The 14,028-nt window shown below is 72.6% G+C and carries 15 protein-coding genes; 6 read left to right on the top strand and 9 right to left on the bottom strand.

Annotated features, from left to right (window positions below):
- Window positions 1–314 precede the first annotated feature (314 nt).
- Window positions 315–1,820 (top strand): amino acid permease, encoded by a 1,506-nt coding sequence (locus tag OHQ87_RS27800; protein ID WP_442930612.1) that lies wholly within the window; start codon window positions 315–317, stop codon window positions 1,818–1,820.
- A gap of 193 nt (window positions 1,821–2,013) precedes the next feature.
- Here the strand turns inward: OHQ87_RS27800 and arfA are convergent, their stop codons facing one another.
- Window positions 2,014–3,525: an arabinosylfuranosidase ArfA gene (gene arfA / locus OHQ87_RS27805; protein ID WP_328342645.1), complete on the bottom strand. Its 1,512-nt coding sequence runs from the start codon at window positions 3,523–3,525 to the stop codon at window positions 2,014–2,016.
- Window positions 3,526–3,661: 136 nt separating this feature from the next.
- On the opposite strand from arfA, the gene OHQ87_RS27810 reads away from it, so the two are divergent.
- Window positions 3,662–4,663, top strand: a complete 1,002-nt coding sequence (locus OHQ87_RS27810; RefSeq protein WP_328342647.1) for a LacI family DNA-binding transcriptional regulator — start codon at window positions 3,662–3,664, stop codon at window positions 4,661–4,663.
- Window positions 4,664–4,765: 102 nt separating this feature from the next.
- Here the strand turns inward: OHQ87_RS27810 and OHQ87_RS27815 are convergent, their stop codons facing one another.
- The 3 genes from OHQ87_RS27815 to OHQ87_RS27825 form a co-directional block, all read right to left on the bottom strand.
- Entirely contained in the window at window positions 4,766–5,491 is a 726-nt protein-coding gene (locus OHQ87_RS27815; protein ID WP_328342649.1) for a methyltransferase domain-containing protein, read from the bottom strand.
- Between the two features lie 79 nt (window positions 5,492–5,570).
- Window positions 5,571–5,885 (bottom strand): hypothetical protein, encoded by a 315-nt coding sequence (locus OHQ87_RS27820; RefSeq protein ID WP_328342651.1) that lies wholly within the window; start codon window positions 5,883–5,885, stop codon window positions 5,571–5,573.
- A 37-nt stretch (window positions 5,886–5,922) separates the two neighbouring features.
- Window positions 5,923–7,560, bottom strand: coding sequence for an ABC-F family ATP-binding cassette domain-containing protein (locus tag OHQ87_RS27825; protein WP_328342653.1), 1,638 nt, complete (start codon window positions 7,558–7,560; stop codon window positions 5,923–5,925).
- 476 nt (window positions 7,561–8,036) lie between these two features.
- Between OHQ87_RS27825 and OHQ87_RS27830 the strand changes: the two genes are divergently transcribed.
- Together OHQ87_RS27830 and OHQ87_RS27835 are read left to right on the top strand one after the other, a co-directional pair.
- Window positions 8,037–8,807: an ROK family protein gene (locus tag OHQ87_RS27830; RefSeq protein ID WP_328342655.1), complete on the top strand. Its 771-nt coding sequence runs from the start codon at window positions 8,037–8,039 to the stop codon at window positions 8,805–8,807.
- Window positions 8,808–8,899: 92 nt separating this feature from the next.
- A complete protein-coding gene (locus OHQ87_RS27835) occupies window positions 8,900–9,268 on the top strand; it encodes a tetratricopeptide repeat protein (RefSeq protein WP_328342656.1) in 369 nt (122 codons plus the stop codon).
- A 32-nt stretch (window positions 9,269–9,300) separates the two neighbouring features.
- On the opposite strand, the gene OHQ87_RS27840 is transcribed toward OHQ87_RS27835, so the two are convergent.
- A complete protein-coding gene (locus tag OHQ87_RS27840; RefSeq protein ID WP_442930613.1) occupies window positions 9,301–9,480 on the bottom strand; it encodes a hypothetical protein in 180 nt (59 codons plus the stop codon).
- A 229-nt stretch (window positions 9,481–9,709) separates the two neighbouring features.
- Between OHQ87_RS27840 and OHQ87_RS27845 the strand changes: the two genes are divergently transcribed.
- Both OHQ87_RS27845 and OHQ87_RS27850 read left to right on the top strand, forming a co-directional pair.
- Window positions 9,710–9,904, top strand: coding sequence for a helix-turn-helix transcriptional regulator (locus OHQ87_RS27845; RefSeq protein ID WP_205789268.1), 195 nt, complete (start codon window positions 9,710–9,712; stop codon window positions 9,902–9,904).
- 68 nt (window positions 9,905–9,972) lie between these two features.
- A complete protein-coding gene (locus tag OHQ87_RS27850) occupies window positions 9,973–10,227 on the top strand; it encodes a Smr/MutS family protein (RefSeq protein ID WP_067315484.1) in 255 nt (84 codons plus the stop codon).
- Between the two features lie 6 nt (window positions 10,228–10,233).
- On the opposite strand, the gene OHQ87_RS27855 is transcribed toward OHQ87_RS27850, so the two are convergent.
- The 4 genes from OHQ87_RS27855 to OHQ87_RS27870 all read right to left on the bottom strand — a co-directional run bounded on the left by OHQ87_RS27855 (window position 10,234) and on the right by OHQ87_RS27870 (window position 13,921).
- Entirely contained in the window at window positions 10,234–10,497 is a 264-nt protein-coding gene (locus OHQ87_RS27855; RefSeq protein WP_328342664.1) for a type II toxin-antitoxin system RelE family toxin, read from the bottom strand.
- On the bottom strand, window positions 10,494–10,874 hold the full coding sequence (locus tag OHQ87_RS27860; RefSeq protein ID WP_328342666.1) for a hypothetical protein: 381 nt from the start codon (window positions 10,872–10,874) through the stop codon (window positions 10,494–10,496). The genes OHQ87_RS27855 and OHQ87_RS27860 overlap by 4 nt, the downstream gene beginning before the upstream one ends.
- Before the next feature lie 118 nt (window positions 10,875–10,992).
- Complete coding sequence (locus OHQ87_RS27865; protein ID WP_328342668.1) at window positions 10,993–11,442, bottom strand: GNAT family N-acetyltransferase; 450 nt, start codon at window positions 11,440–11,442, stop codon at window positions 10,993–10,995.
- 82 nt (window positions 11,443–11,524) lie between these two features.
- Window positions 11,525–13,921, bottom strand: a complete 2,397-nt coding sequence (locus OHQ87_RS27870; protein WP_328342670.1) for a M28 family peptidase — start codon at window positions 13,919–13,921, stop codon at window positions 11,525–11,527.
- Window positions 13,922–14,028: the final 107 nt, after the last annotated feature.

Here is a 14,028-nt window from a genome sequence, read left to right on the forward strand (position 1 = left end):
ACCCCGTCTCCCTTCATCAGATCCCGCGGCCCCGCTCCCGCGGCCCCGCTCCCGCGGCCCCGCTCCCGCGGCCCCGCCTGTCCCGCGGCCCCGCCTGCTGCCCGGTGATCAAGAGGTTTACGTCAATCTTCGCGCGACGGATGACGCAAACCTCTTGATCATCGGAGGCGAGTCTGGGTGGGTGACCGAAAGTGGTTGGGAGGGGGCTCTGGGTCAGAGGGGGCGGGGGTGGGGTGGGTGGATTGGCGGGGGTGCTGGTTGGGTAGCAACGCGCGGCACCGGTCGTCAGCGGGGCGGTCGCGGTGGTGGGAGGGGTGAGCGCAGTGTCCGTGCTGCGAACCAAACCGATCAAGGACGTGGTTGCCCAGGGCAACGCCGACGGCAGCGACGGAAGCCCCGGCCTGAAACGCCGGCTCGGTGCGCGCGACCTCACCGGCTTCGGCATCGGCATCGTGATCGGCACCGGCATCTTCACCCTCACCGGCATCGAGGCGCGGGACAGCGCCGGGCCGGGCGTGGTGATCTCGTTCGCCATCGCCGGGACGGTCGCCCTGCTCGCCGCCCTCTGCTACGCCGAGCTGGCGTCCAGCGTGCCGACCGCCGGCAGCGCCTACACCTACGCGTACGCCACGATGGGCGAGATCGTCGCCTGGATCATCGGATGGGACCTGCTGCTGGAGTTCGCGCTCGGCGCGGCGGTGGTGGCCCGGGGCTGGTCCGGTTACCTGGCCGAGCTGTTCGGCCTGCCGAGCGCCTGGTTCGCCGAAGAGGGCAGCGTGGTCAACCTCGGCGCGATCGGCATCGTGCTGCTGCTCGGCGTGGTGGCCATCATCGGCATCCGCGAGTCCGCCCGGATCACCAACCTGCTGGTCCTGGTGAAGGTCGCGATCTGCGTCTTCGTCGTGGTCGCCGGGCTGTTCTTCGTGAAGGCCGCCAACCTCAGCCCGTTCATCCCGCCGGCCGAGCCGGCCGGTGCCGGTGACGACGGGATCAAGCAGCCGGTCGTCCAGGCGATCTTCGGGGTGGAGCCGTCCGTCTTCGGCTTCGTCGGGGTGCTCAGTGCCGCCGCGGTGGTCTTCTTCGCGTATACCGGCTTCGAGGCGGTGGCGAACCTGGGCGAGGAGACCCGGCGGCCCAAGCGGGACCTGACCCTGGGGTTGTTCGGCACCCTGTTGATCTCCACCGCGCTCTACATCGGCGTCTCGCTGGTCGTGGTGGGCATGGTGCCGTACGGCGAGATCGACAGGGGTGCCCCGATCGCCGCGGCCTTCAACGCGGTCGGTGCGAGCTGGGCCGGGGTGCTGGTCTCCATCGCCGCCGTCGCCGGCCTGACCAGCGTGATCCTGGTCGACCTGGTGGCCATGGGCCGGATCGGCTTCGCCATCGCCCGGGACGGGCTGCTCCCGCCCGCCGTCGCCAGGATCCACCCGCGCTGGGGTACGCCCTACCGGATCTCCGCGGTGATGACCGTGGCGGTGGCGCTGCTCGCCGGGTTCCTGCCGCTGTCCGCCCTGGCCGACCTGGTCAGCATCGGCGCTCTCTGCGCCTTCATGATCGTCTCGATCGCGGTGCCGATCCTGCGCCGCAAGCGCCCCGACCTGGAGCGGCCGTTCCGGGTCCCGTTCTCCCCGGTGCTGCCGATCTTCACCGCGCTGGCCTGCCTCTACCTGACGCTCAACCTGTCGATCGAGACCTGGATCAGGTTCCTCATCTGGATGGTGCTCGGCGCGGTCATCTACTTCGGCTACGGCTACCGGCGCAACCGCCTCGCCACCCGCGAAGCCGACGAGGACCGCACCTCGGAACCGGCCTCGGCCTGACTCCCCGTCGGGTGCCGGCCACGCCGTTCCCTCCGACCGGCACCCGACCCGCCCGCTCGACCCGCCCGGTACCCGACCCGCCCGCTCGACCCCGCCCGGTACCCGGCTCCGACCGCGCCCGGCATCCGGGCCCTGACAGGGTGGGTGGCGGCCCGGGGGCGGCGCTGCTCCCCGCCGGGCTGCCCGGGTGTGGTCAGGGCTGCGGTGCGAAGCGCAGCACGTTCCAGGAGATTGCCGGCAGGCGTACCGAGCAGCGCCCGCCGTCGGAGGTGGTGGTGGGTAGTTCCCGGGGCGTCACCCGGTCGGGTTCGGCCTCGGTGTTGACCGCCTCCGGGTCGTCACCGGCGGCGAGGCTGAGATGCTGTACCGGGTGCAGCCCGGACAGGCCACGCAGGTCGAGATCCAGCGGAAGGTCTTCGGCGCTCCGGTTGACCGCGAACACGACCAACTCGCCGGATTCCTCGTCGTGCAGGGCGACGGTGTCCAGCACCGGCACGTCGCCGTACCGCTTCGTCTCGTAGTGCGGCGAGACCGGCTCGGTCCGCAGCACGGTGCCCCTGGCGTACCGGGCGGTCAGGGCGAACGGGTGGAAGATGCTCTGCCGCCAGGCCGGTCCGCCGGTGCGGGTACGGATCGGGGCGATCACGTTGGCGAGCTGGGCCTGGGCGGCGACACCGACCCGGTCGGCGTGCCGGAGCAGGGTGATCAGCAGGTCGCCGACCACCACCGCGTCGACGGCGGTGTAATCGTCCTCGATCAGCGCGGGCGCCTCGACCCAGCCGCGCCGGTCCAGGTCGTGCTGGAGGCGGGACTGGTACCAGACGTTCCACTCGTCGAAGGAGATCTTCAGCTTGCGGGTCTGGCGCAGCCGGGCGGCCACGTGGTCGGCGGTGGCGACCACCTCGGTGATGAAATGGTCCATGTCGACGGCGGAGGCGAGGATGCTGGCCCGGTCGCCGTCGGTCGGGTCGTAGTAGGAGTGCGCGGAGATGAAGTCGACGTGCTCGTAGGTGTGTTCCAGCACTGTCGCCTCCCAGGAGGCGAAGGTGGGCATGCCCCGGCCGGAGCTGCCGCAGGCGACCAGGCTGATCGACGGGTCGATCAGCTTCATCGCCCGTGCGGTCTCGGCGGCGAGCCGGCCGTACTCCTCGGCGGTCTTGTGACCGACCTGCCAGGGGCCGTCCAGCTCGTTGCCGAGACACCACAACCGCACCCCGTACGGCTGCTCAGCGCCGTGCCGGCGGCGCAGGTCGGACAGCCGGGTGCCGCCCGGGTGGTTGGCGTACTCCAGCAGGTCGCACGCCTCCTGCACGCCCCGGGTGCCGAGGTTGACCGCCATCATCGGCTCGATCTCGGCGGCGGCGGCCCAGGTCATGAACTCGTCGAGGCCGAACGCGTTGGTCTCGACGGTCTTCCAGGCCAGGTCCAGCCGGCGGGGCCGGTCGGCGGCCGGGCCGACGCCGTCCTCCCAGCGGTAGCCGGAGACGAAGTTGCCGCCGGGGTAGCGGACCACCGAGACGCCCAGCTCCCGGGTCAGCGCCAGCACGTCACGGCGCAGGCCGAGCGGATCGGCCTCGGGGTGGCCCGGCTCGTAGATGCCGCCGTACACGCAGCGGCCCATGTGTTCGACGAAGGAGCCGAAGATCCGTCGGTCCACCGGACCGATCGTGAACGCCGGATCGATCGTCAACCGGGCTGTACGCACCTGGGTGCCACCTTTCCTCGACCTGCTCCGTGACTGCGGTCACGGCGTACCAGGCGTTCCTACAACGTTGCAACCAACGTTGTAAAGGGCTTGTTACGCGATAGGGTCCTGAGTCGGAGGGGGGAGGTGGCAGATCGTGCGGCACAGACTGAAGGACGTGGCCGAACGGGCCGGGGTGTCGGTCAAGACCGTGTCGAACGTGGTCAACGGCTACCAGCACGTCCGACCGGACACCCGGGCCCGGGTCGAGGCGGCCATCGCCGAACTCCGCTACCGGCCCAACCTGTCCGCCCGCAACCTGCGCAAGGGCCGTACCGGGGTGATCGCCCTCGCCGTGCCGGAGCTGGACATCCCGTACTTCGCCGAACTGGCCCGGCACGTGGTCGCCGCCGCCGTCGACCACGGCTGGACGGTGCTCATCGACCAGACCGGTGGCGGCCCCGAACAGGAACGGGCGGCCGCCATCGGCATCGGCGACCACATGATCGACGGGCTGATCTTCAGCCCGTTGTCGCTGAACGCCGACGACCTCGCCGGCCTGGACGGCATGCCGATGGTGCTGCTCGGCGAGCGGGTGGACCACGGCCCCGCCGACCACGTGGTGATCGACAACGTGACCGCGGCCCGGGAGATGACCGCCCACCTGATCGGCCTCGGCCGCCGCCGGATCGCCGCCATCGGCTCACAACGCACCCCCGAGGGTGCGAGCGCCCGACTCCGGCTGGCCGGCTACACCGCCGCCCTGACCGAGGCCGGCCTCGGGTACGACGAGAGCCTGGTCGCCCCCGCCCCGGCCTGGCACCGGGCCGACGGGGCCGCCGCCATGCGCCACCTGCTCGCCTCCGGGGCCCGCCCCGACGCGGTCTTCTGCTTCAACGACACCCTCGCCCTCGGCGCGCTCCGCGCCCTGCACGAGGCCGGCCTCCGGGTCCCCGCCGACGTCGCCGTCGCCGGTTTCGACGACATCGAGGACGGGCGGTTCAGCGTCCCCACCCTGACCACCGTCGCCCCGGACAAGGAACGGATCGCCCGGCTCGCCGTCGATCTGCTCGCCGGCCGGCTGGACGGCGACCGGGACGCGCCGCCCCGGGAACTCACCGCCCCGCACCGGCTGACCCCCCGCGAGAGCACCGCCTGACAGAGCGGCCTCCCGCGACGTGCCCTCTCACCTGACCCCGCCGGACCCGCCTCCCGTCGCTCCGCCGGAGCAGTCGGGCCGTCGGCACCGTCGCCCGGCCTGTCAGTCGAAGAAGCGGGCCAGGTGGGCCGGGTTTTCCGGTGGTGCGTCGGAGGGCAGCGGGGTGAGGTCGGCGAAGATCGACGCCCCGTCGCAGCCGGCGTGCAGCGGATGCCAGCGCGGGGTGCCCGGCGGGCGCTGCCCGCAGATCCCCTTGATCGTCTGCACGTCCAGCAGCCGGACGTGGGTCGGGTCGGCCACCGCGTTGACATGCCCCCACCAGGGGCTCATCACGTGCAGCACCCCACCCGGCCGGAGCACCCGGTGGCACTCGTCAAGAAGCGGCAGGAAATCGATCAGGTGCTCCAGGATGTGCACGGTGAAGAGGACGTCGACGGAGCCGTCGGCCAGCGGCAGCGACCCGGACAGGTCCGCCACCGCGTCCACCCCGGGGGCCGGGAAGATGTCCAGCCCCAGGTTCGCCGGGTACTGCTTCTGCCCGCCGCAGCCCAGGTCCACCACCACCGGATCCCGGCCGCCGACCCGCACCCGCCCCCACACGCCGTACACCCCGGCCAGCCGGCCGACCAGCTCGCGGACCAGCCGCAACTGATCCGGCTCGGCCACCTCGCCGCTCAGGTGGGCGACCCCCCGGTCGAACCGCACCTCGACCGCGAGCCCGCGTAACCGCTCGTCGTGGCGGGCCTGCTCGGCCCAGGCCGCGTCGAGGAACCCGTCGAGCGCCCGCAGCCGTTCGGCCGAGGGCGGTGCCTGCGCCAATGCGACCATGGCCACCTCCCGCCGGCCGTTACCCGCTCCCCGGCCCGACACACCCACCCGATCGGGGCTGCTGCCTGCGCAGCAGCGGTCAGCCGCCGGTGCGGCGGGTGGGCCGGCCGACGCCCCGGATGCGTTGCCGGGGAGCGCCGGCAACCTTCGGCCGCTTGAGGTGGTAGCGGTGCAGTTCGTTGTGGCCCTCCAGGGACGGGTCCTCGCTCATCCCGACGAGTTCCCAACCCTGGTCGCCGGCCCGGTTCAGGTGGGCCAGCGCGGTGTCGCCGTAGGCGGTCACGTCGACCATCGAGCCGTCCGGGCCGTACCAGACGAAGACGACCTCCCAGCTGAGGTCGGAGGCGGTCGGCTGGCGACGGCGCACCAGCAGCGCGTACTCCCACTTGAGCATGACCCATTGTCACCCGGCGGTCATCAGGCGGCGTGGATCAGTCCTCGGCGATCCGCCCGTCGGCGACCCGCAGGCGCCTGTCGACGCTGACCGCCTCCAGCATCCGCCGGTCGTGGGTGACCAGCAGCAGCGTCCCCGGATAACCGGCCAGCGCCGACTCCAACTGCTCGATGGCCGCCAGGTCGAGGTGGTTGGTCGGCTCGTCCAGCACCAGCAGGTTGACCCCCCGGCCCTGGAGCAGCGCCAACGCCGCCCGGGTCCGCTCGCCCGGCGACAGGGTCGCCGCCGGCCGCAGCACGTGCGCGGCCCGCAGGCCGAACTTGGCAAGCAGCGTCCGTGCGTCCGCCGGCGTCATCTCGGGTACGGCGGCCTCGAACGCCTCCAGTAGCGGCTGGTCGCCGAGGAACAGCCCCCGGGCCTGGTCCACCTCGCCGACCACCACCCCCGGGCCGAGCGCGGAATGACCGGCGTCGAGCGGCAGCCGGCCGAGCAGCGCACCGAGCAGGGTGGTCTTGCCGGAGCCGTTCGCCCCGGTGATCGCCACCCGGTCGGCCCAGTCGACCTGGAGGGTCACCGGGCCGAGGGTGAAGCCGCCCCGGCGGACCACCGCGTCGCGCAGCGAGGCCACCACCGCACCGGCCCGGGGCGCGGCGGCGATCTCCATCCGCAGCTCCCACTCCTTGCGCGGCTCCTCGACCACGTCGAGGCGTTCGATCAGCCGCTCGGTCTGCTTCGCCTTGGCCGCCTGCTTCTCGGTCGACTCGGCCCGGAACTTCCGGCCGATCTTGTCGTTGTCGGTGGCCTTGCGGCGGGCGTTCTTCACGCCCTTCTCCATCCAGGAACGCTGGGTGCGGGCGCGGGCCTCCAGCGAGGCGCGGGTGTCGGCGTACTCCTCGAAGTCGGCGCGGGCGTGCCGGCGGGCCACCTCCCGCTCCTCCAGATAGGCGCCGTAGCCGCCGCCGTAGTGCCGGGTCTGCTGCTGCACGAGGTCGAGTTCGAGCACCCGGGTCACCGTCCGGGTCAGGAACTCCCGGTCGTGGCTGACCAGCACCGTCCCGGCGCGCAGCCCGGTGACGAACCGTTCCAGCCGGTCCAGGCCGGCCAGGTCCAGGTCGTTGGTGGGCTCGTCGAGCAGGAAGACGTCGTACCGGCTGAGCAGCAGCGAGGCCAGGCCGGCGCGGGCCGCCTGGCCACCGGAGAGGGCGGTCATCGGGTGGTCCAGGTCGACCGTCAGCCCCAACTCGGCGGCGACCTGGGCGGCGCGTTCCTCCAGGTCCGCCCCGCCGAGTCCGAGCCACCGCTCCAGGGCCCCGGCGTACGCGTCGTCGGCCCCGGCCGTGCCTTCGGTGAGCGCCTCGGTGGCCGCGTCCAGCGCCGCCTGCGCGCCGGTCACCCCGGTCCGGCGGGCCAGGAAGTCGCGGACCGTCTCGCCCGCCCGCCGCTCCGGCTCCTGCGGCAGGTATCCCACCGAGGCCCCCGGCGGGCTCAACGAGACGCTGCCCTCCTCCACCGGCTGCACCCGGGCCAGCGTGCGCAGCAGCGTCGACTTGCCGGCCCCGTTCACTCCCACCAGCCCCACCACGTCGCCGGGCGCGACCACCAGGTCGAGGTCACTGAAGAGCATCCGCTCCCCGTGCCCGGCGGCAAGTCCTTTGACGATCATCGTGGCGCTCATCAGGCCCGAGCCTAGCGTCCGCCGGTCCGGGCGAGGACGGCGCGCGGTGCGACCCAGCGCCGTCCCGGCCCAGCTACCGCCCGAAGGACCCCGGTCGGCCGGTAACTGGCGGTCCGGGGTGGTCGTGCGGCCGACTTTCAGGGTGGCGGGGGCTGTGCGGCTGGTCGGCGGCGGGCATGGTCGTCTGGGCGATCGTTCGGGTGGCGGGGTGGTCGTGCGGGGGTGGTGATCCGCGCGAGATTGTGGAGAGTTCTTGCGGCTATGGCGACAACAATTCTCCACAAACCTGCGCTCCCCGTGGCTTTCGCCGATCACCGCCCGCCCGTCACCACCGCCGTCGGGTCTTCCGGGCCGGCGGCCGGGTCGGTAGGCGGCCCGGCGGTCGGGTCGGTGCTCGGGGGTCGGGCTGTCGGTCCCGGTCGGTGAAAGGTGGGGGAGGGGCGGGATGAGCGGGGCGGGTGGGGCAAGGTGAGGGTGTGGGATTGACGCTGGCGGTGGACTGCGGGGGCGGGGGCATCAAGGGATCGGTGCTGGACGGGGGTGGCAACCTGCGGGCACCGGTGATCCGGGTGGACACCCCGTACCCGTTGCCGCCCGACCTGTTCGTCAAGACGCTTGTGGAGTTGGCCGGGCGGTTGCCCCGGGCGGACCGGGTCACGGTGGGGATGCCGGGCATGATCCGGCACGGGGTGGTGGTGGCCACGCCGCACTACGTCACCCGGTCCGGTCCGCGCAGCCGGATCGACCCGGACCTGCTCGCCGAGTGGTCCGGGTACGACGCCCGCCGGGCGCTCACCGAGGCGTTCGGGATGCCGGCGCTGGTGCTCAACGACGCCGAGGTGCACGGTGCCGGGGTGGTCGCCGGGACGGGCTGCGAACTGGTGCTGACCCTCGGCACCGGGCTGGGTAGCGCGCTTTTCGACGGCGGGCGGCTCGCCCCGCACCTGGAGCTGTCGCACGCCCCGGTCCGCTGGGGCACCACCTACGACACGTACGTGGGGGAGCCGGAGCGGCGGCGGCTCGGCGACGCCTTCTGGTCCCGGCGGATCCGGCAGGTGGTGGACGGGCTGCGCCCGGTGTTCCGCTGGGACCGGCTCTATCTCGGCGGCGGCAACTCGCGGCTGATCCGCCCCGAGCAGGTGGCCCGGATGGGCGACGACGTGGTGATCGTGCCCAATACGGCCGGAATCGTCGGCGGCGTCCGCGCCTGGCAACTGACCGGCGAACGGGACGACCCGACCTCCTGAGCCACAACTGCACCCGCAGGAACACTCGCGGTACGCCCGGTGTTGTGCCAGCGTCGGAGCAATGGCGACGTGACGCGAGGGGGTGGGTCGGGATGGATCTTCTGGCGGAGTACCGACGGGCGACCATGTACTTCGAGATGGGTGACCCGAGCGGAGCGGTCCGGCTGCTGGAGCCGATCGTGGCGGCCGAGCCCGGCAACTCCTCCGTGCGTCAGCTGCTGGCCCGGGCGTACTTCCAGACCGCCCAGCTCGGCCGGGCCGAGGAGCAGCTGCGGGAGCTGGTCGACCGGGACCCCAGCGACCACTACGCCCACCACGTGCTGGGCCGGACGCTGGAGCGGCTGAACCGCTACCCGGACGCGCTGCGCCACCTGCGCATCGCGGCGGCCATGCACTCGACCAACGACGACTACGTGACCGCGCTGCGCCGGGTGGAGAGCCGGGTCGACAACGGTCGCTGAGGTCCCTGGCCGGGCCGGGGGAGGGGAGTTTCCTACCCTTCCTCCGGCCCGGTTCTGCGTCTCGTCCAGGCCAGGAACCGCGTGAACAGCTCCGCCGGGGGCGGGACGGCGTCCGGGTTGAGGGTGACCAGGTCGCCGGTGGCGTCGAACAGCTGCCCGGCCATGTAGACGGACAGCCCGATCCGGTCCCGCCGGTAGTCGCTGGTCAGCATCAGCCGGGCGGGCTGACACGGCCACGGAGCCGCGCACACCCGGCACCGCCAGAGCGGTCGCATCGGTACGTGCGGCCGGATGGCCCCGCCTGGGCGGGCATGGACCCGGGAAACGTTCAGCGGCTTCACCGTCTCATAGTGGTCGCTACGCTACCCCCTAGTCAAGGCCCTAGTAGGGTGTCGCCCAACTAGGGTATTGCCCAGTGGGGAGGTGTCTAGCCTCCGGTTCATGGGCCGGAATCTCATGGGCGCGTACGAGATCCGGATGAGGCTGGGCGTGAGCAGGCAGCGGGTCGAGCAGTTGATGAAGCGCCCCGACTGGCCGAAGCCCTACGAGTCGCTCGCTACCGGGCGGATCTGGCGTACCGAGGACATCGAGGCGTGGATCCGCGAGCACCGGCCGAACCTGCCCGACGAAGCCTGAGCCTCGCCCCGGTCCGTGCGGGCCTACGATGGGCCTGCCATGGCGGCTGCGCAGGTGGGGGAGGCGGGATGAAGCTCAAGCTGGACCTGCACGACATCTTCAACAAGGGCCACGACATCGACCGTGCCCTGCGCGGGATCATGGACGAGGCGGTGGCGAAGAAGGCCACCCTGGTCGAGATCATCCCAGGTAAGGGTTCTGGCCAGCTCAAGAAGAAGGTGCTGCGCTTCCTCGACCAGAAGGACGTCAAGCAGCTCTACCACCGGGTCGAGAAGGACTCCAAGAACTTCGGCCGCCTCTTCGTCCACTTCCGCTGGAAGTGACGTGCCCTAGAAGGACCGGTATACCTCTCTGCGGTGGGCGATTCGCACGACTGCTATCAGAACCTGGTCATCCAGGATCAGGTAGACGATCCGAAAATCGCCTACCCGGATCCGCCACTTGGTATCGCCACCGGACAGCTTCACGCAACCAGCGGGCCGAGGGTCAACTGCCAGCTGATCGATCGCGGAACCGATGCGGACCTGGGTGGAGCGGTCGAGCTTGGCCAGTTGGCGCGCCGCAGCATTGGTGAGCTCAACCTTCCATGTCACAGGTCGAGCTCCCGCTTGACCGCGCTCCACGGCTGCGTGGACTCACCAGCACGCATCGACGCCAGTGCGTCGTCGCATGCCTGGGCGTCCTCCTCGTCGATCACCTGTTCCATGATCTCGTCAAGCCGCGCAAGCTCCTCACGAGCCGAGGCACGCAGAGCGGGTGTCCGGTTCGGGTTTCTGGCTACCGCTTCCAGATACTGCCTGATCTTTTCAAGACCCTGCGGATCGAGCGCCGTCGGTGGCCCCATCGCCGCCACCCGCTGCCCTTGGCGAGTCAAGTAGACGACGTTGCCATCCTCAGCCGCCTCGACGGCTTCAGACGGCGGACCGGCATGAGGCGGAACCTCATACTCGAACGCGTGCGCGGCGGTCATGGAGGTCATGGTAACGCTGGACGGCCCCGGAGCCGGACAACCAGCTGAGGCGGTGTCGGCCGGAATCCGTCAGAAGGTGAGTCAGCCCAACCGGGTGATCCGCTCCACATCAGCACTGTCAGAGGTCCAGGACGGCGACCGTCTCCCCGTCGCTCTGTTCGCCGGTTGGCCGGAAGCCCAGCTTGAGATAGAAGCCCTCCGGCCCGCCCGCCCGAGGCACCCAGGTGACGTACGCCCGCTTGCCGCCCCGGGCGCGGATCTCCGCGCAGACGGCCTCGACGGCGAACCGCCCGTAGCCCTTCCCCTGGGCATCGGCCGCGATGTTGAGTCGCCAGAGGCCGGATCGGACGTCATCGGGGTTGTCGCCCCACGCGTAGTCGAGGAAGGCCATCAGGAAGCCGACCAGCCGGTCGCCGTCGAAGATCAGCCTCGGCCAGGCGATGTCCGGGAAGACGTACGCCTCGGCCAGTGACTTGACCACCGGCCCGACCAGATCCTCCTGATCGGGTCGCACCGACAGCCCGAGCGCCGCCTCGTAGTTCTCCGGGGTGACCTTCTCCAGCCGCATCCTGCGGACCGTAGCCGGCGCGACCGGACCCGGCGACCGGTTATCCGTGGCCACGGATAACCGACCGCCTCCGACCATTGCGTCAGAACGGATACGTGCGGGCGACCGCCAGCATCTCCGAGGTGTGCGACCCGACCACCCCCACCGCAGCCGGCCGCTTCCGGAACCCCGGCAACGCCTCCAGCCCGTCGCTGGCGTCCATCGCCCGCAACGCCACCTGCCCCGCCCGGGGCCGCACGGTCAGGGTGATCTCGACCCCCTCCGACGGTGGGGCGTGGAAGACGATCCCGAAACCCCACCGGTCGGACGATGCCTCCTCGACGGTCGGCTGCCGCCCGACCGGCACCTCCCGCCCGGCCACCTCGGCCCGGGTCACCTCGGCGGTGGTGGCGTCCACGTGCAGGGTGGCGAGCCGGACCGTCCGCTGGGGGAGCAGCCGCAACCGCAGGGTGCGCAGTCCACCGGCGTTGGTGTCCGCCAGCACCTGCACCGTCGGGGCAGGCAGGTCCGCCGCCGGGGCCGGGCCGCCGCGCAGGTCCGCATCGCCCAGGCCGGGGAAGCCGTCGACCCCGGCCGGGCCGTCGACGTACCCGTCGGTCCACGGCTGCGGGTCGGCCTCCCGGCTGATCCACCGCGCGGTGCCGGTGTCGGCGTCGAGGGCGTACATCAGGTGGGTGGGCACGGGGTGGGCGGCGTCGAAGCGGTCGACGGCCAGGCCGACCCCGGCGAACACCGTGGCGGCCAGCGCGGCGGCGACGGCCGGCAGCGCGCCGAGCCGGCGGGCGCGGCCGGCGACCAGGCCGCGCTGGCCGCCGGCGGCCGGGTGCAGCAGGTCGAGCACCGGCAGCGCGGCCAGCCCCAGCAGCACCGCGAACAGCGCCGCGACCCCGCCCATCGCCATCCCCAGCGCGGGGAAGAGCAGCACCACGGTGGGCAGCAGGATCACCACGGCGACCGCGCCGGCCAGGGCCACCGCGAGCACCGGCCACGGGCCGTCGATCCGGGTGCGCAGCGCGACCAGGCCGGCGAGCGCGCCGGCCAGCGCCGGCAGGGTGGCCAGGTACGCCCCGCCGGGCACCAGCGCGGCCAGCACCACCCCGAGCAGGGCCAGCCAGCCCAGCCCGCCGACGGCCAGCGCGGCCGGGCCGGCCCAGCGGCGGGCCAGCGCGTACCAGGCGAGCAGGATGGCGGCGGCGAGCGCCACCACCGCCAACCGGTACCAGACCGGCCGGTACGGGTCGAGCAGTTCGGCGTAGCCGGGGCGCAGCGCGGTGATCCCCGCCCAGAGCAGTTGGGCGGCGAGCGGGGCGACCACGATCGGCACCAGCGCCAGCCCGAACCCGGCGAACAGCCGACCGGTGCCGGCCCGGCCGGTGCGCCGGACCAGCCAACCCAACGCCAGCACCCCGAGCACCGCCAGGGCGGCCAGCGGCCAGGTCAACCAGCCGGGGTAGCGGACCAGCCCGCCCGGCACCGGGAAGTAGGCGGCGTCGTGCCCGGACTTCAGCGCCGTCAGGTCGGTGCGGCCGAACTCCCGGGCCAGCCCGAGCGCGTTGTCGCCGTGCATCTGGAGGCTGCCCCGGTCCATCGCCGCCGGGGTGTCCAGCGGGGTGTGGTAGATCGCGCCCCCGTCGATGTAGGCCGAGTTCAGCCCGACGAAGTCGTGGTCGAGGAAGGCGGTGAAGTCGGTGTCGTTGGGCAGCGCCCGGTAGATCTCCACCGCGAACGAGGTGCCCACCGGGTGCGGTGCGCCCCGGCCGAAGGCGGCCACCAGCCCGGCGTTGTTCCTTGACGTCTCGAACATGATCACCGGGCCGGTCGCGCCCCGGGCCTCCAGGTTGAGCACCACCCCGCCGTCGGCGGCCAGCGGGTGGCTGGCCGCGAACGCCGACGCGCCGCACAGGCACGCCTCCTCGGCGTCGGTCAGCACGAACACGACGTCGTTGCGGGGCCGGGGGCCGGCGGCCAGCGCGCGGGCCACCTCCAGCACGGTGGAGGTGCCGGCCGCGTCGTCGTTGCCACCCGGGCCGGTCTGCACCGAGTCGTAGTGCGCCACCAGGAAGACCCGGCCGGTGGAGGCGGTGCCGGGGAGCCGGGCCACCACATTGCGGACCCGGGCGAAGGTGGCCCCGCCGGCCGCCCCGCTGAGCTGCCCGGCCTCCGGGGCGACGGTGTCCTGCACCTCGGTCTGAAGGCCCAGCCCGCGCAGTGCCCCGACCAGATGCTCGCGCACCTGGTCGTTGGCCGCACTGCCGGCGGGGTGCGGCCGGGCCGCCACCGTCTGCACGGTCCGGTAGGCCCGCCCGGCGCTGAACTCGTCGGCCGGGGCGTCCGCCGGTCGGGGCGTCGGGGTGGCCAGGGTGACCAGCATCGCCGCACCCACCGCGACCAGCGCCAGGACGGCGGCGAGGGCGGCGAGCGGACGACGCCGGGGCCGGGTCAGCGCCCGGTCGGCGGCGGAGGCGGGGGGTACGCCCACGGGGACTCCTCGGAGGTGGTGCGGGGGGTGGGCATCATCCTGCCCCGACCGGGGGAGAGCGGGGCGTACCGGGACCGAACCGTGACGCGGGAGGCTGACCGGACGCT

Origin of the sequence: Micromonospora sp. NBC_00421 (genome assembly GCF_036017915.1) — a bacterium.
In the GTDB taxonomy this organism is placed as follows: Bacteria; Actinomycetota; Actinomycetes; order Mycobacteriales; family Micromonosporaceae; genus Micromonospora.